Source organism: Pantoea sp. LS15 (assembly GCF_012241585.1).
GTDB lineage: Bacteria > Pseudomonadota > Gammaproteobacteria > Enterobacterales > Enterobacteriaceae > Enterobacter.
The window spans coordinates 50082-69024 of record NZ_JAAVXA010000014.1; the positions used below are offsets into that span (position 1 = coordinate 50082).

General features: G+C 52.8%; 21 protein-coding genes and 1 pseudogene. 9 read left to right on the forward strand and 13 right to left on the reverse strand.

Features of this window, described 5'->3' with window-relative positions; genetic code table 11:
* Nucleotides 1–41 precede the first annotated feature (41 nt).
* A pseudogene (locus HED65_RS22940) lies at nucleotides 42–385 on the reverse strand (hypothetical protein).
* A gap of 246 nt (nucleotides 386–631) precedes the next feature.
* Between HED65_RS22940 and paeA the strand changes: the two are divergent.
* A complete protein-coding gene (gene paeA / locus HED65_RS18085) occupies nucleotides 632–1969 on the forward strand; it encodes a polyamine export protein PaeA (protein WP_114979621.1) in 1338 nt (445 codons plus the stop codon).
* A gap of 71 nt (nucleotides 1970–2040) precedes the next feature.
* Here the strand turns inward: paeA and HED65_RS18090 are convergent, their stop codons facing one another.
* Nucleotides 2041–2247, reverse strand: a complete 207-nt coding sequence (locus HED65_RS18090) for a DUF1107 domain-containing protein (RefSeq protein WP_028016471.1) — start codon at nucleotides 2245–2247, stop codon at nucleotides 2041–2043.
* Between the two features lie 323 nt (nucleotides 2248–2570).
* Here HED65_RS18090 and HED65_RS18095 point away from each other — a divergent pair, with 323 nt between their 5' ends.
* Entirely contained in the window at nucleotides 2571–3128 is a 558-nt protein-coding gene (locus HED65_RS18095; RefSeq protein WP_114979622.1) for a YtfJ family protein, read from the forward strand.
* Here HED65_RS18095 and cysQ read toward each other — a convergent pair.
* Nucleotides 3122–3862, reverse strand: coding sequence for a 3'(2'),5'-bisphosphate nucleotidase CysQ (gene cysQ, locus HED65_RS18100; protein ID WP_114979623.1), 741 nt, complete (start codon nucleotides 3860–3862; stop codon nucleotides 3122–3124). The genes HED65_RS18095 and cysQ overlap by 7 nt on opposite strands.
* A gap of 190 nt (nucleotides 3863–4052) precedes the next feature.
* Between cysQ and cpdB the strand changes: the two genes are divergently transcribed.
* Entirely contained in the window at nucleotides 4053–5996 is a 1944-nt protein-coding gene (gene cpdB / locus HED65_RS18105) for a 2',3'-cyclic-nucleotide 2'-phosphodiesterase (RefSeq protein ID WP_114979624.1), read from the forward strand.
* Between the two features lie 60 nt (nucleotides 5997–6056).
* On the opposite strand, the gene HED65_RS18110 is transcribed toward cpdB, so the two are convergent.
* Nucleotides 6057–6440, reverse strand: a complete 384-nt coding sequence (locus HED65_RS18110) for a winged helix-turn-helix transcriptional regulator (RefSeq protein WP_411266784.1) — start codon at nucleotides 6438–6440, stop codon at nucleotides 6057–6059.
* Nucleotides 6441–6524: 84 nt separating this feature from the next.
* Between HED65_RS18110 and HED65_RS18115 the strand changes: the two genes are divergently transcribed.
* From HED65_RS18115 to HED65_RS18125, 3 genes are all read left to right on the forward strand, one after another.
* Nucleotides 6525–7373 (forward strand): SDR family oxidoreductase, encoded by an 849-nt coding sequence (locus HED65_RS18115; protein WP_114979625.1) that lies wholly within the window; start codon nucleotides 6525–6527, stop codon nucleotides 7371–7373.
* 81 nt (nucleotides 7374–7454) lie between these two features.
* Nucleotides 7455–8279, forward strand: a complete 825-nt coding sequence (locus HED65_RS18120; RefSeq protein ID WP_114979626.1) for an AraC family transcriptional regulator — start codon at nucleotides 7455–7457, stop codon at nucleotides 8277–8279.
* A gap of 75 nt (nucleotides 8280–8354) precedes the next feature.
* Entirely contained in the window at nucleotides 8355–9320 is a 966-nt protein-coding gene (locus tag HED65_RS18125) for a DMT family transporter (RefSeq protein WP_114979627.1), read from the forward strand.
* On the opposite strand, the gene HED65_RS18130 is transcribed toward HED65_RS18125, so the two are convergent.
* On the reverse strand, nucleotides 9317–10966 hold the full coding sequence (locus HED65_RS18130; RefSeq protein ID WP_114979628.1) for a methyl-accepting chemotaxis protein: 1650 nt from the start codon (nucleotides 10964–10966) through the stop codon (nucleotides 9317–9319). The genes HED65_RS18125 and HED65_RS18130 overlap by 4 nt on opposite strands.
* A 244-nt stretch (nucleotides 10967–11210) precedes the next feature.
* Here HED65_RS18130 and ytfE point away from each other — a divergent pair, with 244 nt between their 5' ends.
* Complete coding sequence (gene ytfE, locus HED65_RS18135) at nucleotides 11211–11873, forward strand: iron-sulfur cluster repair protein YtfE (RefSeq protein ID WP_114979629.1); 663 nt, start codon at nucleotides 11211–11213, stop codon at nucleotides 11871–11873.
* A gap of 86 nt (nucleotides 11874–11959) precedes the next feature.
* Here ytfE and cycA read toward each other — a convergent pair whose 3' ends face one another.
* Nucleotides 11960–13369 (reverse strand): D-serine/D-alanine/glycine transporter, encoded by a 1410-nt coding sequence (gene cycA / locus HED65_RS18140; RefSeq protein ID WP_114979630.1) that lies wholly within the window; start codon nucleotides 13367–13369, stop codon nucleotides 11960–11962.
* A gap of 313 nt (nucleotides 13370–13682) precedes the next feature.
* Nucleotides 13683–14303, reverse strand: a complete 621-nt coding sequence (gene bamJ / locus HED65_RS18145; RefSeq protein ID WP_028016460.1) for a BamJ family beta-barrel-assembly machinery protein — start codon at nucleotides 14301–14303, stop codon at nucleotides 13683–13685.
* A 233-nt stretch (nucleotides 14304–14536) separates the two neighbouring features.
* On the opposite strand from bamJ, the gene HED65_RS18150 reads away from it, so the two are divergent.
* Nucleotides 14537–15175, forward strand: a complete 639-nt coding sequence (locus tag HED65_RS18150; RefSeq protein WP_114979631.1) for an OapA family protein — start codon at nucleotides 14537–14539, stop codon at nucleotides 15173–15175.
* A 68-nt stretch (nucleotides 15176–15243) separates the two neighbouring features.
* Here the strand turns inward: HED65_RS18150 and rplI are convergent, their stop codons facing one another.
* Genes rplI through rpsF form a run of 4 tightly spaced genes read right to left on the reverse strand, consistent with a single transcriptional unit; the run spans nucleotide 15244 to nucleotide 16683 of the window.
* The gene (gene rplI / locus HED65_RS18155; protein ID WP_114979632.1) at nucleotides 15244–15693 is read right to left on the reverse strand and encodes a 50S ribosomal protein L9; all 450 of its coding nucleotides are present in this window, start codon (nucleotides 15691–15693) and stop codon (nucleotides 15244–15246) included.
* 41 nt (nucleotides 15694–15734) lie between these two features.
* On the reverse strand, nucleotides 15735–15962 hold the full coding sequence (gene rpsR / locus HED65_RS18160; protein ID WP_000135199.1) for a 30S ribosomal protein S18: 228 nt from the start codon (nucleotides 15960–15962) through the stop codon (nucleotides 15735–15737).
* Between the two features lie 4 nt (nucleotides 15963–15966).
* Complete coding sequence (gene priB, locus HED65_RS18165) at nucleotides 15967–16281, reverse strand: primosomal replication protein N (RefSeq protein ID WP_114979633.1); 315 nt, start codon at nucleotides 16279–16281, stop codon at nucleotides 15967–15969.
* 6 nt (nucleotides 16282–16287) lie between these two features.
* Nucleotides 16288–16683: a 30S ribosomal protein S6 gene (rpsF, locus tag HED65_RS18170; RefSeq protein ID WP_014830397.1), complete on the reverse strand. Its 396-nt coding sequence runs from the start codon at nucleotides 16681–16683 to the stop codon at nucleotides 16288–16290.
* Nucleotides 16684–17028: 345 nt separating this feature from the next.
* Between rpsF and yjfY the strand changes: the two genes are divergently transcribed.
* A complete protein-coding gene (gene yjfY, locus HED65_RS18175) occupies nucleotides 17029–17304 on the forward strand; it encodes a DUF1471 family protein YjfY (protein WP_114979634.1) in 276 nt (91 codons plus the stop codon).
* 91 nt (nucleotides 17305–17395) lie between these two features.
* Here the strand turns inward: yjfY and HED65_RS18180 are convergent, their stop codons facing one another.
* Together HED65_RS18180 and HED65_RS18185 are read right to left on the reverse strand one after the other, a co-directional pair.
* On the reverse strand, nucleotides 17396–18082 hold the full coding sequence (locus tag HED65_RS18180) for an L-ribulose-5-phosphate 4-epimerase (protein ID WP_114979635.1): 687 nt from the start codon (nucleotides 18080–18082) through the stop codon (nucleotides 17396–17398).
* On the reverse strand, nucleotides 18075–18935 hold the full coding sequence (locus tag HED65_RS18185; RefSeq protein ID WP_114979636.1) for an L-ribulose-5-phosphate 3-epimerase: 861 nt from the start codon (nucleotides 18933–18935) through the stop codon (nucleotides 18075–18077). Before HED65_RS18185 ends, HED65_RS18180 begins: the two co-directional genes overlap by 8 nt.
* Nucleotides 18936–18943: the final 8 nt, after the last annotated feature.

Sequence of the window (18943 nt, forward strand, 5' to 3'; positions counted from 1 at the left end):
ATAAAAAAGACCGCTTTAGCGACCCCTTTTTGACTTAGTATTCACTGAGAACGGTCAAGTACCATATACGCTGGCTCACATATACTGCCTCGTTCCTGTTGCCAGTAATAATCCAGATCTGCAACCCAGTCATTCAGCCCTGAAACCACACGTTTGATCTGTAATCGTAGTCCTACAGTGTCTTTATAGGACAGACCTGATTTAACAATGTATTTATACTTAACCCCCGCCTTCCTCTTCAAATGATCTCAGATATGGCGTCATTTGTTCCTGAATTTCCTTGTATGCAAACAACCTGGTTATTAAAAGAAAATGGTTTCTCTGTTTTTCCATCAGGCACAGCAGCTGTTCTGTCTAAGAAACGGACATTTCGCTGTACAAAGATTGGATAAAGACCCGGTAAAGATTGCATGAAAACCCTCTTCAAATGAGAATTATTACTATCAACTCCCAAACACAACACTAAGCGGGGCCCAAACGCCAAAACGTGACCGCTGGCAGGTTTACACTCCTTTACGCTATACTACCCGCTGAAATAATCAGCTCAACGCTACGAGCTGACGTTCTACGTGTTTTCACACAAATGGTATCAACTTCCCTTCCGAGGATCTGGCGAGAAGCCGGATAAACTATGTTAAACAGTATTTTAGTAATACTTTGTCTTATTGCTGTCAGTGCATTTTTCTCAATATCTGAGATCTCGCTGGCTGCGTCCCGTAAAATCAAACTCAAACTGCTTGCCGATGAAGGCAACATCAACGCCTCACGCATTCTGAAGATGCAGGAAAACCCCGGTACGTTTTTCACCGTGGTGCAGATTGGCCTGAACGCGGTCGCGATTCTGGGTGGTATCGTGGGTGATGCGGCATTCTCGCCGGCGTTTTATAGCCTCTTTATTCAGTACATGTCCGCCGAACTCGCCGAGCAGTTGAGCTTTATTCTCTCCTTCTCGCTGGTGACAGGCCTATTCATCCTCTTCGCTGATCTGACCCCGAAACGCATCGGTATGATTGCGCCAGAAGCTGTGGCTTTGCGTATCATCAACCCGATGCGCTTCTGCCTGTTTGTTTTCCGCCCGCTGGTATGGTTCTTCAACGGTCTGGCGAACGTGATTTTCCGTATCTTTAAGCTGCCAATGGTGCGCAAAGACGACATCACCTCCGACGATATCTATGCCGTTGTGGAAGCGGGAGCGCTGGCCGGGGTGCTGCGTAAGCAGGAACACGAGCTGATCGAGAACGTATTCGAACTGGAATCCCGTACTGTTCCGTCTTCCATGACGGGCCGTGAAAGCATTATCTGGTTCGATTTACATGAAGATGAGCAGAGTCTGAAGAACAAAGTGGCGGAGCATCCTCACTCCAAGTTCCTCGTCTGTAATGAAGATATCGACCACATCATCGGTTATGTCGACTCCAAAGACCTGCTGAACCGCGTGCTGGCGAACCAGAGTCTGGCGCTCAACAGCGGCGTGCAGATCCGCAATACCCTGATTGTGCCGGATACACTTACACTCTCAGAAGCGCTGGAAAGTTTCAAAACCGCGGGTGAAGACTTCGCCGTTATCATGAACGAATACGCGCTGGTCGTGGGCATCATCACCCTGAACGACGTGATGACCACCCTGATGGGCGACCTGGTTGGCCAGGGTCTGGAAGAGCAAATTGTGGCGCGTGACGAGAATTCATGGCTTATCGACGGTGCAACACCGATTGACGACGTCATGCGCGTGCTGGATATCGACGAGTTCCCGCAGTCCGGTAATTACGAGACCATCGGTGGCTTTATGATGTTTATGCTGCGCAAAATACCGAAACGTACCGACTCCGTGAAGTTCTCTGGCTACAAGTTTGAGGTGGTGGATATTGATAACTACCGCATCGACCAGTTGCTGGTGACGCGTATCGACAACAAACCGACCGTACTGGTACCGAAGCTACCGGATGTGGAAGAGAAGGTGTCAGCGTAAAATTCCTGCCCCCACAAACATCAACGGCTCCCATCGGGAGCCGTTTTTTTAACTACTGCATAGCACGCTGGTTAAGCCATCTCAGTTTGCAGACGCAAAACCTGACGGTTGACTTCGGACATCACAGACAAGTGCTGCTTATCCTTCACTTTTGGGACAAGGATCTTGCCCTTATCAAACTCAAAAGCGCCAACATCCTTGATATACAACCGTCCACGGAACAGGATCTTCACGTACTTCGCCACCTGAAGCGGGTTGTAGCGTTGGAAAATTTTCATTCTTGTATCTCCTGCGAATCATACGCTCTTGCGGCGCCACAATCGGCCCGACTGTCCTGAGCGCAAATTTAATGCCTATTGACTATAGACCAGAACAACCTTGATACCCAGTATGCATAAGTTTATTTACCGTTTGATTACAATTATTCAGAATAATCTTTGCAAAGCGTGACCAAGGGCAGTATAAGCCGTCGTTTTTTCATGGATATGTGCGTTAACCCGCAAACTGGCACCGCAATTGCGGGAAAACCACATTGATCGCACTTATGATTAAAAGCGTAAGACCAAGTGGTCGGATCACCTGCAAACAATAAGGAAACGCCATGACCCTACGTAATATCCTTGCAGCAGCTTGCCTGCTGCTGCCTATGTGGGCTTGCGCTCACAACATTGAAAAAGGACAACGTGTACCGCCAGTCGGCATTGCTGACCGGGGAGAATTGATTCTCGACAATGATAAGTTTAGCTACAAACCCTGGAATAGCGCGCAGCTCGCAGGCAAAGTGAGAGTTGTACAACATATTGCCGGTCGTACATCCGCAAAAGAGAAAAATGCCAACCTGGTGGAAGCGATCAAGGCCGCAAAATTCCCTCACGACCGCTATCAGACCACCACAATTGTGAACACCGATGACGCTATTCCTGGCTCCGGTATGTTTGTCCGTTCAAGCCTTGAGAGCAATAAAAAGCTCTACCCGTGGTCGCAGTTTATCGTCGACAGTAACGGCGTGACGCGTCAGGCCTGGCAGCTGGAAGAAGAGAGCTCCGCGATTATCGTGCTGAATAAAGATGGTCGGGTACAGTGGGTGAAAGACGGGGCGTTAACCCAGGAAGAGGTGCAGCAGGTTGTTGCCCTGCTGCACAAGTTGCTGGCTCAATAAATCGAGACGCGGAAGCCGGGGTTAAGGAAGGATTCGCGCGGGGTGTAGTCCAGCGGCTTACCCTGCCAGTCATGGACATGTGCCCCGGCGGCCGCAGCAACGGCATGTCCGGCGGCGGTATCCCAGACGTTGGTTGGTCCAAAGCGAGGGTACAGCTGCGCATGCCCCTCCGCCACCAGGCAGAATTTCAGTGATGAGCCAATTGAGGTGGTCTGGTGTTCACCCAACTGCTGCAGATACTCTTGCAGTTCGCTGTCGCTGTGAGAGCGACTAATTACCACCAGCGGCGGGCGGGCATCGCGTACCTGAATCTGCTTTCGCACACCGCACTCTTCCTTCCAGGCCTTACCTTCTGCGGCGCTGTACATTACTTTCATCACCGGCGCATAGACCACGCCGAGCACCGCTTTACCCTTCTCAATCAGCGCGATGTTAACGGTGAATTCACCGTTGCGCTTGATGAACTCTTTAGTACCGTCCAGCGGATCGACAAGCCAGTAACGCTGCCAGTGCTGACGTTCGTCCCAGCTCTGCGGTGCCTCTTCTGACAATACAGGGATCTCCGGCGTTAAGGCCTGCAAACCTTGCAGGATCACCTTATGCGCCGCGATATCCGCTGCCGTGACCGGAGAGTCGTCCGCTTTACTGACGACCTCCATGGGTTTTACACCGTCATACACCTGCATGATGGCGTCCCCCGCATCCCGTGCGAGCTGACAAATTTTATCTAACATTCTCCACCTCTTTGTTAACGCAGTGAGGTTAACTCTTTGTTTTAGTTATATCGTAATGTGAACAATTCCGCTATCTGTGAAGTAATTCCGGTTTCAGTACGCATTTTTCTGTCAGGATTCACATTTCTGTAAGCAACAAGCTATAGATACATACTCTTTTGTGGCCTGGATCGAAAAAAGGACTCCTCTGATGATTAAGTTTAGCGCAACGCTCCTGGCGACGCTGATTGCAGCGAGCGTGCAGGCAGCGATAGTAGATCTGCGTATTCTGGAAACGACCGATCTGCACAGCAACATGATGGACTTCGATTACTACAAAGATACCCCTACGGAAAAATTCGGACTGGTCCGCACGGCCAGTTTGATTAACGCCGCCCGCGAAGAAGTGAAAAACAGCGTACTGGTCGACAACGGCGATCTCATTCAGGGGAGTCCGCTTGGCGATTACATGGCGACAAAGGGGCTGAAAAAAGGCGAGATCCATCCTGTTTATAAAGCGATGAACACGCTGGACTATACCGTCGGCAACCTGGGAAACCACGAATTTAACTACGGGTTGAAATACCTGCATGATGCACTGGCAGGGGCCAAGTTCCCGTACGTTAACGCCAATATCATCGACGTTAAGACCCAAAAGCCGCTGTTTACCCCTTACCTGATTAAAGAGACCGAGGTTGTCGACAAGGACGGTAAAAAACAGACGCTGAAAATCGGCTATATCGGCTTTGTGCCGCCACAAATCATGACATGGGATAAGGCGAACCTCAGCGGTAAAGTGACCGTTAATGACATCACCGAGACCGCACGCAAATATGTGCCAGAGATGCGCGAGAAAGGGGCCGATTTAGTGGTCGTTGTTGCACACTCAGGTCTTTCAGCCGATCCATACCAGGCGATGGCGGAGAACTCGGTTTACTACCTGAGTGAAGTACCGGGCGTCGACGCGATCCTCTTCGGCCATGCTCACGCGGTCTTCCCCGGTAAAGATTTCGCCAGCATCAAAGGGGCTGACATCGAAAAAGGGACGCTCAATGGCGTACCGTCGGTTATGCCAGGAATGTGGGGTGACCACCTCGGCGTCGTCGATCTGGTGCTGAATAATGACAGTGGGCAGTGGAAAGTGACTCAGTCCAAAGCCGAAGCGCGTCCGATTTACGACGCAACAACCAAAAAATCACTGGCTGCTGAAGATAAGAAACTGGTCAACATGCTGAAGCACGATCACGACGCCACGCGCGAGTTTGTCAGTAAGCCGATCGGCAAATCCGCTGACAATATGTACAGCTTCCTGGCGCTGGTTCAGGACGATCCGACCGTCCAGGTCGTCAACATGGCACAGAAAGCCTATGCTGAGCACTTTGTTCAGGGCGATCCGGATCTGGCAAAATTGCCGGTGCTGTCTGCCGCCGCACCGTTCAAAGTGGGTGGGCGTAAGAACGACCCAGCCAGCTATGTTGAAGTCGAAAAAGGCCAGCTGACCTTCCGTAACGCCGCCGACCTCTATCTCTACCCGAACACCCTGGTGGTGGTTAAAGCAACAGGCAAAGAGGTGAAAGAGTGGCTGGAGTGTTCCGCCGGGCAGTTCAATCAAATTGATCCACACAGCAGTAAACCGCAATCGTTGATTAACTGGGACGGATTCCGTACCTATAACTTCGACGTGATCGACGGCGTGAATTATCAGATTGATGTCACTCAACCTGCAAAATATGACGGCGAGTGTCAGGCCATTAACCCGCAGGCGGAGCGCATCAAAAACCTGACCTTCAATGGTAAGCCGCTTGATCCTGAGGCGACCTTCCTTGTGGTCACCAATAACTACCGCGCCTACGGCGGTAAGTTTGCCGGAACGGGCGACAGCCATATCGCCTTTGCCTCACCGGATGAAAACCGCTCAGTACTGGCCGCATGGATCAGCGCAGAATCGAAAAAAACTGGTGAAATTCACCCTGCGGTGGATAACAACTGGCGCCTGGCACCGATTCACAGCGATACGAAGCTGGACATCCGCTTTGAAACATCACCGTCCGATAAGGCGGCAACGTTCATTAAGGATAAGGCGCAGTACCCGATGAAGAAGGTGGCGACGGACGATATCGGGTTCGCGATTTATCAGGTGGATTTGAGCAGGTAAAAACAAAACGGCAACACACGTTGTTCCCTCTCCCACTGGGAGGGGGACAGGGTGAAGGCATCAGGCCGCGCGATCGTCCCGGTTCGCCATCACCTTCGGCGTATTCACCTCAATCCAGTCCGCCAGCGCGGCGACTTTCTCGCTGACCTCAATACCTAACGACGTCAGACTATACTCTACGTGCGGCGGCACAACCGGATACGAAACGCGATCAACAAACCCGTCCTGCTCCAGTGCCTGAAGCGACTGCGCCAGCATTTTCTCGCTCACGCCGCCCATCTTGCGGCGCAGATCGCTAAAGCGATGCGTGCCATCACGTAACGCCACCAGGATCAGCACGCCCCAACGGCTTGTAACATGCTTTAACACCTCGCGCGATGGGCACTGTATGGCAAACAGGTTTCCGTCTCGTAACAGTTCACTGAGTGTTGACGTCATTTTCATACTTACCTTTTTGTACGTACTTACTAAAAGTTAGTGCCAGTGATAGTGTGCCACAACACAAGACAAACACGAAGGAGTTCTCTCATGATCGCAATTACCGGTGCTACCGGCCAGCTTGGCCAACTCGTTATTGAACACCTGCTTAAAACTGTTCCGGCCAGTCAGATTGTGGCCATTGTGCGTAATCCGGCAAAAGCCGGGGCACTCAGCCAGCAAGGTATTGTTGTGCGTCAGGCAGATTATACTGACCAGGCAGCGTTTACCACGGCGCTGAACGGCGTGGATAAACTCCTGCTGATCTCATCCAGCGAAGTGGGTCAACGCGCCGCGCAGCATCAGAACGTCATTAACGCCGCTAAAGCGGCGGGCGTGAAATTTATCGCCTACACCAGCCTGCTGCATGCGGATAAATCGCCGCTCGGCCTGCACGTTGAACACGTTGACACTGAAAAAGCGCTGGCGGCGTCCGGCATTCCTTATGCCCTGCTGCGCAACGGCTGGTATACCGAAAACTATCTGGCGAGCGCACCGCCTGCTCTGGAGCATGGCGTGTTTATTGGCGCTGCGGGTGACGGCAAAATTGCCTCTGCCACACGTGCGGATTACGCTGCTGCGGCAGCAAAAGTCATCGCTGAAGAAGGTCATGCTGGCAAGATTTACGAACTGGCGGGTGACAATAGCTGGACACTGAGTGATCTGGCTGCAGAACTCAGCAAGCAAAGCGGCAAGAACGTGACGTATCAGAACCTGAGTGAAGCGGACTTTGCCGCCGCATTGAAGGGAGTTGGCCTTCCGGCCGGGCTGGCGGATATGCTGGCGGACTCCGACGTGGGTGCATCCAAAGGCGGCCTGTTCGATGACAGCCATACCCTGAGCAAACTGATCGATCGCCCAACCACTTCACTGGCAGACAGCGTCAGCGCTATCCTGTAATTGTTACAAACTGGTTATTTTTTGTGGCATCCCCTCGGGTCATCTTTGATAATGGAAAGATGACCCGTGAGGAGATTCAACGTGCAAGGTGTACCGGAACAGTTTTTTGATGAGAGAGACAGTGCGCGCTTTCGCCATCTGGCGGAACTGCCGGGCCTTGAACTTTATCACGCGCATATTTCTGAATACGCCTTTGAGCCTCACACCCACGAAGCCTTTGGTATCGGCACCATTGAGACCGGTGCGGAACGCTTTCGCTATCGCGGTACCCAGCACCTCGCGTCTGAAAAATCCGTTGTCACCATGAATCCGGACGAGATCCACACTGGCGAGTCCGCCACCGAAGGTGGCTGGCGTTACCGGATGGTTTATATCGACCCCGATCTGCTGGAAGAGGTGACCGGCCTTCGCCACTGGTGGTTTAGCGATGCCACCCGGTATGACCCGCTACGCTCACAGCAAATCGGCAGGCTCATCTATGGTCTGTGGCATACGGACGACCCGCTGGCTCAAAAAGGGCTTTTGTTGGATCTCATTGACACTTTCCAGCCGCTCGCCCATCACGCGCCACTGATCCGCGAAGGCGCACACCGCTTCGAACGGGTACGCGAATATCTGCACGATAACTATATGCACGCCCTGACGCTGGATGAACTGGCTAACGTTGTCTCGCTGAGCCCGTACCATTTCCTGCGCCAGTTCAAAGCCCACTTTCACGTTACGCCGCATCAGATGTTGATGGCCATCCGTCTGTGGCGGGCCAAAGCGTTCCTCACGCACGGTATGCCTGCAGCCGAAGTCGCCGCCGCAACCGGATTAACCGACCAGTCACATTTAACCCGCGCGTTTACCCGTCGCTACGGCATTACCCCCGTGCGCTATCAGAAGCAGGTCACCCGGCGCTAAAGCGCAATCTCATACAATACGCGCCGCTTTGCCCCTCCTACACTGAGTACAGCGTAAATACCTGTGGATGGAAAAATGATTAGTGGTGTGTTGTATGCCCTGCTGGCAGGGATGATGTGGGGGTTAATCTTTGTCGGCCCGCTGATCGTGCCCGAATATCCGGCAATACTACAGTCGACCGGACGTTACCTGGCGCTGGGGCTGATTGCCCTGCCCCTGGCGTGGCTGGGACGCGCGCGTTTACGTCAGCTCAACCGCAAAGACTGGGGTACCGCGCTGGCGCTGACCATGATGGGTAACCTTATCTATTATGTCTGTCTGGCGAGTGCCATTCAGCGCACAGGTGCACCGGTATCGACCATGATTATCGGCACACTGCCGGTCGTCATTCCCGTTTTTGCGAACCTGCTTTACAGCCATCGCGATGGCAAACTGGCCTGGTCAAAGATGGCTCCGGCGCTAATGTGTATCGCAATCGGTCTGGTATGCGTCAATATTGCCGAGCTGAGTCATGGGCTGGCAGATGTTGATCTGTGGCGTTACGGTTCCGGTATCCTGCTGGCGTTTATTTCCGTGGCATGCTGGGCATGGTATGCCCTGCGTAACGCACGCTGGCTGCGGGAAAACCCGGATAAACACCCGATGATGTGGGCGACGGCACAGGCACTGGTCACGTTGCCTGTCTCACTGGTGGGATATCTTGGTGCGTGCATCTGGTTAGGTCACCAGCAGCCAGAATTCGCCCAACCCTTTGGGCCAAGACCCTGGGTGTTTATTGGCCTGATGGTTGCGATTGCGGTGCTGTGCTCATGGGTGGGCGCGCTGTGCTGGAATATTGCCAGTCAGAAGCTGCCGACGGTGATTTTAGGGCCGTTGATTGTTTTCGAAACCCTTGCCGGGCTGCTTTACACCTTCCTGATGCGCCAGAGCGTGCCGCCGTTATTCACAGCCTGCGGGATCGCGTTACTGGTCATCGGGGTGGTGATTGCAGTAAGAGCGAAGCCGGAAAAACCAATGGTTGTCCCGGCTTCGGAGAGTTAGAACGTTTCCCAGTTGGCCTCAGACGCAGCCGCTACGGGCTGCGCCTTTGGTGCATAGGTTTTCACCGGAGCCGCTTTGACCGTCTGGTTGCGGATAATTTTAAACACCGCCACCGCTTCGTTCAGACGTGCAGCCTGATCTTCCAGCGCTGCCGCTGCTGCCGCAGACTCCTCCACCAGCGAGGCGTTCTGCTGGGTGACGCGATCCATCTCTGCCACGGCCTGACCAACCTGATCAATACCACGGCTCTGTTCGTCAGACGCAGAAGCAATTTCGCCCATGATGTCGGTGACGCGAGTAACTGCACTGACAATTTCCGCCATCGTCGCACCCGCTTCATTAACCAGCTGAGAACCTGCGTTCACGCGCTCGCCGGAATCATCGATCAGCGCTTTGATCTCTTTCGCGGCCTGGGCGCTACGCTGGGCCAGGGTACGCACTTCCCCCGCCACTACCGCAAAACCACGTCCCTGCTCGCCTGCACGGGCAGCTTCCACCGCTGCGTTCAGCGCCAGAATATTAGTCTGGAAGGCAATTCCGTCGATCACGTTAGTAATTTGCGCAATTTTGCTGGAACTGGTGGCAATTTCATCCATGGTACGTACCACACCTTCCACCACATGACCGCCCTTCTTCGCGGTTGAAGAGGCATCCAGTGCCAGACGAGAAGCCTGACGCGCGTTATCGGCGTTCTGTTTCACGGTTGCCGTTAGCTGTTCCATGCTGGCTGCCGTTTCTTCCAGAGAAGCGGCCTGCTGCTCAGTACGTGAAGAGAGATCGTTACTGCCCGCAGAGATTTCACCCGCCCCGGTGTAAATAGTATCAGCGCCTTGACGCACGACACCCACGGTATTCGCCAGTGACGCTTGCATCTCCTGAACGTTGTGCGCAAGGATCGCCATTTCGTTCTTACCGTCAGCCTGAATCGGCTGGGTTAAATCCCCTGCCGCAATGGCGCGAATGTGGTTAATCACCTCTTCCAGAGGCAGCAGCAGCACGCGACGCATGGCGATCCAACTGGAGATAATGACCACAATCACCAGCAACATCACCGTCGAGAGGATCCACAGGATGCGTTTGTAGTCGCTTTCATTATCCCGGATGCCTTTATCAGTGAGCGCGGCCTGCGCTTCACGCCATTCACGATAAACCGTCTGCATCGCGTTTTGTTTTTGCTCGGCATTCTGCTTGAACATGTCTTCCAGATTACCCTGGCTTAGTAACACGTTCATTTGTGCCAGCGTCGCAGAATAATTGCGGTACTGCTCCTCCAGGCGATTGGTCAGGTTCTGATCCAGGCCTGGAGTATTCGGCAAGGCATTGTATTTATCATAATGAACCTGTGCTTCAGTCAGCAGATTTTTAGCCGTTGTCACCAGCTCATTCAGCTGTCCGCCGTTAATTTGAGAGGCCATGCTGCTTTGCAGGCGCAACATCCCGCGGTTCAGGGTGACGCGGGCCTGGTTCAGACTGATCCACGCATCGGTAAACTCCGCCACATTCTTGCTGGAAAGCTGCGACACGGTGAAGTTGTCTTTATCGTTGTTCAGCGCGTTGATAAAGATACCGGCAGAGATCAGTTGCATAATGCCGAGCACAAGCAGCACCGAAATCAGAAGGGTGATAACTTTTATACGTTTAAACATGCGTTGCCTTTTTATATGCAGGTTTGTTTGACGTGGATATATCGGCAGGCGCGGCGGGTTGTTTACTGTTTCTACACCTTTAAAAACTTTCTAAACCACTTTCTTAAGTCCATTCAGGGAGTTAAAAAGAGATATTTTTTTGTGATCCGAATCTCATTTTCCCCCTTCCCTCTAAAGGGTTATAGCGCTCGCTTAAAGATGCATTTAATATGCATCTTATATTGTTGATAACGAGGTAACTGCTATGGCCTATCGCGACCAATCCCTTGGCGAGCTGGCGCTCTCCATCCCTCGCGCTTCTGCGCTGTTTCGTAAATACGACATGGATTACTGCTGCGGCGGTAAGCAAACCCTGGCACGCGCGGCCTTACGCAAGGAGCTGGACGTTGAGGTGATTGAAGCCGAGCTGGCGAAGCTGGCCGAGCAGCCCGTCGATAAAGACTGGCGAACTGCCCCGCTCGCTGAAATTATCGACCACATCATCGTGCGTTACCACGATCGTCACCGTGAACAGCTGCCGGAACTGATCCTGCAGGCAACTAAAGTTGAACGAGTTCATGCCGACAAACCTTCCGTCCCGCGCGGCCTGGCGAAATACCTGACCCTGCTGCACGAAGAACTTTCCAGCCATATGATGAAAGAGGAGCAGATCCTCTTCCCGATGATCAAACAGGGAATGGGCAGCCAGGCAATGGGCCCGATCAGCGTAATGGAAAGCGAACACGATGACGCAGGCGAGCTGCTGGAAGTGATAAAACACACCACTGACAACGTTACACCGCCGCCAGAAGCCTGTACCACCTGGAAGGCAATGTATAACGGCATTAACGAAATGATCGATGATCTGATGGAACACATCAGCCTCGAGAACAACGTTCTGTTCCCCCGGGCATTAGCTGGTGAATAAAAAAGCCCGGTGGCGCTAGCGCTTACCGGGCCTACAACGTCCTCGAACGTAGGCCCGGTAAGCGTCAGCGCCACCCGGCAACATCCTTAACGCATGCCTGCCATACGTTTCTTACCGATAAACATCCAGCCCAGCCCCAGCGCGATAAACCACAGTGGCGTGACGATCAGTGCCTGACGGGTATCCTCTTCCAGCGTCAGCAGCACAATAACGAACGCGAAGAACGCCATACACACCCAGCACATCAGCTTGCCCAGTGGCATCTTGTAAATCGATTTCTCGTGCAGATGCGGACGCTGTTTGCGGTACACCAGGTATGAACACAGGATGATGGTCCAGACGAACATAAACAGGATCGCCGAAACCGTGGTAATCATGGTGAACGCGCCGATAACACTCGGGTTCACGTAGAGCATCACCACACCACCCAGCAGGCACATGCAGGAGAAAGTCAGACCTTTCGCCGGAACTGCGCGTTTAGACAGTTTCGCGAACGCGCTCGGCGCTACACCTTCCTGCGCCAGACCAAACAGCATACGGCTGGTTGAGAACACGCCACTGTTGGCAGAAGAGGCCGCAGAAGTCAGCACCACGAAGTTAATCAGGCTTGCTGCCGCTGGCAGCCCTACCAGAACGAACAGTTCAACGAACGGGCTCTTGGTTGGCACGACGGAGCTCCACGGCGTCACGGACATAATGATGACCAGCGCGAAGACGTAGAACATGATGATACGAACAGGAATAGAGTTAATGGCGCGCGGAAGAGACTTCTCAGGATCTTTGGTCTCCGCAGCCGTGGTCCCCACTAGTTCAATGCCCACGAAAGCAAATACCGCAATCTGGAAGCCCGCAAAGAAGCCGCTAATCCCTTTCGGGAACCAGCCACCATCATTCCACAGATGAGTAAACGAGGCCTGAACGCCCGTTGGCGACTGGAAGTGCGTGAGAACCATCACCAGCCCCACCACGATGAGTCCTACGATGGCCACGATTTTGATCATCGCGAACCAGAACTCCATCTCACCAAACATTTTAACAGTGGCGAGGTTCAGGCTCAGCAGCAGAACAATGACCGCCAGCGAGGCCACCCAGTCCGAAAGACCGGGGAACCAGAACTGCGCGTACGCCGTAATCGCCACAACGTCCGCCATACCGGTGACGACCCAGCAGAACCAGTAGGTCCAGCCAGTGAAATAGCCCGCCCATGGCCCGAGGAGGTCAGAAGCAAAATCGCTGAAGGATTTGTATTCGAGGTTCGAGAGCAGCAATTCACCCATTGCACGCATCACGAAGAAAAGCATAAAACCGATAATCATATAAACGAATATGATCGACGGCCCGGCAAGACTGATAGTTTTGCCTGACCCCATAAACAGCCCTGTACCGATGGCGCCTCCAATGGCGATGAGCTGAATATGACGGTTTGTGAGATTGCGCCGTAGCGACTGTTCAGACGGCGCCTCTTCGTCGGCGACGACTTTGACCTGATCTACCATGTGATATTTTCCTGTTTATGCCTGTCTGTGTTGTTAAGGCTCTTCTGGCCTTTAAATACGTCAAAAAAATGACGGTCCCTTTGTAAGGGCTTATCGATATTAGGTAAGAATCGGCGGGATGAATACTATGATTTAGATATTATGTTAACAACATGTTGAAAGTGAGTGTCATATCACTCATACAGCGCGAAACAGTTCACAAAAATACACGCAACAGTTTCGTTTGCAAGATAAAATATTGATTACGTCGTAACTATAGGTTTTCACACTATTTTCCTCTCCCCCGCAGGAGAGAGGAAATAAGAAAAGTCGATTACAGAATTTCCAGCAGCTCGACTTCAAAGACCAGTGTGCTGAATGGCGGGATGGATGCACCAGCACCACGCTCGCCGTAAGCCAGGTTGTGCGGAATAGTCAGTTCCCATTTGGAACCGACTGGCATCAGAGTCAGCGCTTCGATCCAGCCCGCGATAACACCATTCACCGGGAATTCAGCCGGTTCGCCACGCGCAACAGAACTGTCAAACACAGTACCGTCGATCAGTTTACCGGTGTAATGTACACGAACGTGGTCAGTGCGAGCCGGAATTGCGCCATCGCCCTGGTTGATCACGCGGAACTGCAGACCTGACTCCGTGCTGTTCACACCTTCACGCTCGCGGTTCTCTTCCAGGAATTTAACACCTTCTGCTGCCATCTCTTCGAAACGCGCACGACGTACAGCGTCAGCACGTTCGTGGATTTCACGCAGCGCACGGTGCACAACATCAACCGGAACGGCAGGCTGTTTGCCTTCCAGCGCATCAGCGATACCCGCCACCAGCGCTTCAGGTAACAGACCTTCCAGGCCGGATTCGCTCAGCTGCTGTCCTACCTGCAAGCCGATACCGTAACTTGCCTGCGCTTCGATAGTGTCAAAAGTCGGGGTGGTCATGGGATTTCCTTCCATCACATTTAAAGTAGCGGGCAGCATATCAGCCATGCCCTTATGGGTAAAACTTTGTCTGAAGTTAAGGTGACAAACCGCGACGAAACAGAAACAATAGAGACAACCAGGATTAATCCCGAACTGATGTCACGGATGTCGGGTTTGCTACGCCGTTCAGGCAGTTAGCAAACTATACTTCGGAGCACAGGATAAAAAATACGCGGAGCAGGAGGAGAGCCATGCCCGGGCGATTTGAACTGAAACCTACCCTGGCGAAAATCTGGCAGGCGCCGGACAATTTTCGCATCATGGACCCGCTGCCTCCTCTGCATCGCAGAGGGATCATCATCGGCGCGCTGATGGTGATCGTGGGCTTCCTGCTTCCTTCCGGCGGCGATGATGTCAATACCGCGCCCGTCACCCGTAATGCGCAGCTGGACATTCAGTCGCAAACGCGGCCTCAGCCTGACGCGCAACCCATGCAGACACAGCTGGTCGCACCGTCTAACGATCCGGGTCAGGTCGCGCCTGTTCAGCCAGAGCCCATTCAGGATGAACAGCCGCAGGAACAGGCCTCTGCTGAGCCACAAACACAGCAGCCCACCGGTATCGAGCAGCAGTGGCGTTCTTATCGCGTAGAGCCAGGCAAAACCCTGGCGCAACTGTTCCGCGACCATAACCTGCCACCAACGGATGTGTATGCTATGGCGCAGGTGGAGGGTTCAGGTAAGCCGCTCAGCAACCTGCAAAATGGTCAGATGGTGCAAATTCGTCAGAATGCCAGCGGTGTGGTCACCGGGCTAACGATTGATACGGGAAATGGTCAGCAGGTGCTGTTTACCCGTCAACCAGATGGCAGTTTTATCAGGGCACGTTAAGAACCCAGTTCTTTAAAAAGCAAAACGCCGGCACAAGGCCGGCGTTTCAACGTGAGCAGAGTAAAAAATTACTCAGCTACAACGTTAACAACCAGTTTAGCGAACACTTCGCTGTGAACCTGGAAGTCAACTTCGTGCTCACCAGTGGTACGCAGAACGCCGTTCGGCAGACGAACTTCGCTCTTAGCCACTTTAACGCCAGCAGCAGTTACTGCATCAGCGATATCGCGGGTACCGATGGAACCGAACAGTTTACCTTCGTCGCCAGATTTGGACGCGATGGTAACGGTGCCCAGTGCGTTGATTGACTCAGCGCGAGCGTTAGCAGCCGCCAGAACGTCAGCCAGTTTGGCTTCCAGTTCAGCGCGACGTGCTTCGAAAAACTCTACGTTTTTCTTGGTAGCTGGAACAGCTTTACCCTGTGGAACCAGGAAGTTACGAGCGTAGCCCGCTTTAACGTTAACCTGATCACCCAGGCTGCCCAGGTTTGCTACTTTATCAAGCAGAATAACTTGCATTACCTTATCCTCTTAAAGTCGTATTAATGGACCGTGCCCGATTACTGATGACGATCAGTGTACGGCAGCAGGGACAGGTAGCGAGCGCGTTTGATAGCGCGAGCCAGCTGACGCTGGTATTTTGCACGAGTACCGGTGATACGGCTTGGGACAATCTTACCGCTTTCGGTGATGTAGTTTTTCAGCGTTGCGATATCTTTATAGTCGATCTCTTGAACGCCTTCCGCGGTGAAACGGCAGAACTTGCGACGACGGAAATAACGTGCCATATGGCTAGTCTCCAGAATCTATCAAATCAATCTGCTCGGCATGCAGAACCATTTTGCTCAGACCGTTCTTTGCCTTGTGGCAAGAGATGAACCCCTGAACGATTACTGCACTACCGACCGTTAAACTGTGAGTAATGGCCTGGTTTTCGTGTCCGCTAATAATAACGGGCATTTGGCACCATGCCTGCCGGTGAAACCCGGCTTCCTCTTGCACAGAACGATGCTCAAGCACGAACTGGCAATGCGGAATTCCTGATGGACTGACCTTTCGAAGGGGAGTCCTGCATACGATGCCGGACAACGCCAGACGGTTGGTCATCAGAAATTACTCTTCAGAATCCCCAGCATCAGAATCATCTGCGGTTTCGTTTGCGAAATCATCGCGACGCTCACGGCGCTCGTCTTTCGCTTTAACCATCGGAGATGCTTCGGTAACTGCGTGTTTAGTACGCATAACCATGCTGCGGATAACGGCATCGTTGAAGCGGAAGTTAGTTTCCAGCTCATCGATCACTTCCTGCGGTGCTTCAACGTTCAGCAGAACGTAGTGAGCTTTGTGCAGTTTGTTGATCGGATAAGCCAGCTGACGGCGGCCCCAGTCTTCCAGACGGTGGATCGTGCCCGCTGCTGCAGTGATTGCACCAGTGTAGCGCTCGATCATACCCGGAACCTGTTCGCTCTGGTCAGGATGGACCATAAAAACGATTTCGTAATGACGCATCGAATTGCTCCTTACGGATTATTCAGCCTCCTGTCTGGGTCAGCCGAGGCCCGGGGAGGCAAGGAACGTGTTAAAGGTCGGCTGAAAAATTGACGCGTCATAATACTTGCACGCCCCTGGAAACTCAAGCTGATTGCACAAATAATTCGCACAAAGCGCAAAGCTGGTCTAAGTGGGTGATTTAAAATTAATCACACCAGGAAGCGTTGTTTTTTTGAACAACAGCATCAGAAATGGTCACGCTTTCCCACCGAATGAGTGATTACACTTTAATCAGAGGTCATCTGAATTAAAGAAGGAGCATCACACCACTCTCTCACAGCACGCAGTCGTGGAGCGCATATCATGAAAAAAATCGTATTAGCCATAATGGCTTCGCTTTTGCTCAGTGCAAACGCGATGGCAGCCATCAAAATAGACAGCCGGCAGGCCAGAAACATGGATGATGTGCAAAGCTTGGGCGTAATCTACATCAATCATAATTTCGCCACTGAAAGTGAAGCAGATCAGGCTCTTAATAAAGAAACCGATGCTCAGGGGGCAACATACTATCACGTCATTCTGATGCGTGAGCCCGGTAGCAACGGCAATATGCACGCCAGTGCAGATATATACAGATAACGTTTTAACGCTAGCACCAGGAAAGCCAACAAAGAGAACATAGCCATAGTTTGACTTGCCCCCTGCCCGGGGGCTTTTTTTTGGTCTTTGCTCACTTCTGCCCGTAATAGGCATTCGGGCCGTGCTTACGCATGAAGTGCTTGTTCATCAGGTAGTCATCAATACCCTGAAGCTGTGGGTTAATCTCGCGGGCAATCCACGCCATTCGTGCCACTTCCTCCATGACCACCGCATTATGCACAGCGTCGTGGGCATCTTTACCCCACGAGAACGGACCGTGCTGATACACCACAATGCCCGGTGTATGCAGCGGCTGACTCTCTCCCAGCGTTTCAATAATCACTTTACCGGTGTTGAGCTCGTACTCACCTTCCACTTCATCCTGCGTGAGTGCCCGTGTGCAAGGGATGTCACCAAAGAAGTAATCTGCATGTGTTGTTCCCAGAGCGGGTATTGCCAGACCCGCCTGAGCCCAGGCTGTAGCATGCGTTGAGTGCGTATGCACAACACCACCCAGTGAAGGATAACGCCGGTAAAGCGCCAGGTGTGTGGCCGTATCGGAAGAAGGTTTCCATTTGCCATCGACAACGTTTCCTTCGAGATCCACCAGCACCATATCGTCCACTTTCATGGTTTCATACGCCACACCGCTTGGCTTAATCGCGATCACTCTCCGATCGCGATCGATAGCACTGACGTTACCCCAGGTGAAGGTCACCAGGCCGTAACGCGGCAGATCCATATTGGCCTCAAAGACCTGCTGTTTGAGCTTAAGCATGTTCAACCTCCAGCATACCCGCCCGCGCCATTCGCTCACGCACCCAGTCGCGTGCTTTCGCCACTTCCGCGGCCGGGTCATCCGACGTTTCGCTCCACATCTCAATCAGGTAAGGCCCGCAATACCCTGTCTGCTTGAGCGTCTGGAAGCATCGTTCGAAATCCACCACCCCGGTGCCGAACGGAACGTTTTTGAATACACCAGGCCGTGTATCTTTGACGTGAACCGCCACGATATGACCTATACCTGCCTGCAATTCCATCTGCACGTCGTTATCCCATGCCGACAGGTTGCCGATATCGGGATAGAGCTGGAACCACGGATTATTCAGATAGTGCGCGTAACCCAGCGCTTTGCTGATCGAGTTCATTAACGGATAATCCATGATCTCCATCGCCAGTGTCACCTGCGCACGGCTTGCCATCTCGACGCTCTCTTTCAGGCCATCACGGAAACGACGGCGCGTTTCATCGTTGGCTTCCTGATAGTAAACGTCATAACCCGCCAGTTGGATCACCCGGATGCCGACGTCCTGAGCAAAGCGAATCGCTTTCCGCATGATCTCCAGACCCTGAGCACGCACGGCATCATCTTCACTCCCAAGAGGGAAACGGCGATGGGCACTGAGACACATGGAAGGCACGCGTACGCCCGTTTCAGCGATAGCGCTCACGAGTGCGAGGCGTTGTTCACGGCTCCAGTCGAGGCGAGAGAGGCGTTCGTCTGTCTCATCCACTGACATTTCGACAAAATCGAAACCCAACTCTTTTGCCAACCGTAACCGCGCCAGCCAGCACTCCCCAGCGGGGAGTGCCTTTTCATAGATGCCAAGCGGGACTTGTTTTGACAACATACCCGCTC

Coding starts and splice junctions, on each gene's coding strand:
- HED65_RS18150 (WP_114979631.1), top strand. CDS start 14,537: ATGCCCGGGCGATTTGAACTGAAACCTACCCTGGCGAAAATCTGGCAG.
- paeA (WP_114979621.1), top strand. CDS start 632: ATGTTAAACAGTATTTTAGTAATACTTTGTCTTATTGCTGTCAGTGCA.
- bamJ (WP_028016460.1), bottom strand. CDS start 14,303: ATGACCACCCCGACTTTTGACACTATCGAAGCGCAGGCAAGTTACGGT.
- priB (WP_114979633.1), bottom strand. CDS start 16,281: ATGACCAACCGTCTGGCGTTGTCCGGCATCGTATGCAGGACTCCCCTT.
- rpsF (WP_014830397.1), bottom strand. CDS start 16,683: ATGCGTCATTACGAAATCGTTTTTATGGTCCATCCTGACCAGAGCGAA.
- HED65_RS18130 (WP_114979628.1), bottom strand. CDS start 10,966: ATGTTTAAACGTATAAAAGTTATCACCCTTCTGATTTCGGTGCTGCTT.
- yjfY (WP_114979634.1), top strand. CDS start 17,029: ATGAAAAAAATCGTATTAGCCATAATGGCTTCGCTTTTGCTCAGTGCA.
- HED65_RS18125 (WP_114979627.1), top strand. CDS start 8,355: ATGATTAGTGGTGTGTTGTATGCCCTGCTGGCAGGGATGATGTGGGGG.
- HED65_RS18095 (WP_114979622.1), top strand. CDS start 2,571: ATGACCCTACGTAATATCCTTGCAGCAGCTTGCCTGCTGCTGCCTATG.
- cycA (WP_114979630.1), bottom strand. CDS start 13,369: ATGGTAGATCAGGTCAAAGTCGTCGCCGACGAAGAGGCGCCGTCTGAA.
- ytfE (WP_114979629.1), top strand. CDS start 11,211: ATGGCCTATCGCGACCAATCCCTTGGCGAGCTGGCGCTCTCCATCCCT.
- HED65_RS18185 (WP_114979636.1), bottom strand. CDS start 18,935: ATGTTGTCAAAACAAGTCCCGCTTGGCATCTATGAAAAGGCACTCCCC.
- rpsR (WP_000135199.1), bottom strand. CDS start 15,962: ATGGCACGTTATTTCCGTCGTCGCAAGTTCTGCCGTTTCACCGCGGAA.
- cpdB (WP_114979624.1), top strand. CDS start 4,053: ATGATTAAGTTTAGCGCAACGCTCCTGGCGACGCTGATTGCAGCGAGC.
- cysQ (WP_114979623.1), bottom strand. CDS start 3,862: ATGTTAGATAAAATTTGTCAGCTCGCACGGGATGCGGGGGACGCCATC.
- HED65_RS18090 (WP_028016471.1), bottom strand. CDS start 2,247: ATGAAAATTTTCCAACGCTACAACCCGCTTCAGGTGGCGAAGTACGTG.
- HED65_RS18180 (WP_114979635.1), bottom strand. CDS start 18,082: ATGCTTAAGCTCAAACAGCAGGTCTTTGAGGCCAATATGGATCTGCCG.
- rplI (WP_114979632.1), bottom strand. CDS start 15,693: ATGCAAGTTATTCTGCTTGATAAAGTAGCAAACCTGGGCAGCCTGGGT.
- HED65_RS18110 (WP_411266784.1), bottom strand. CDS start 6,440: ATGAAAATGACGTCAACACTCAGTGAACTGTTACGAGACGGAAACCTG.
- HED65_RS18115 (WP_114979625.1), top strand. CDS start 6,525: ATGATCGCAATTACCGGTGCTACCGGCCAGCTTGGCCAACTCGTTATT.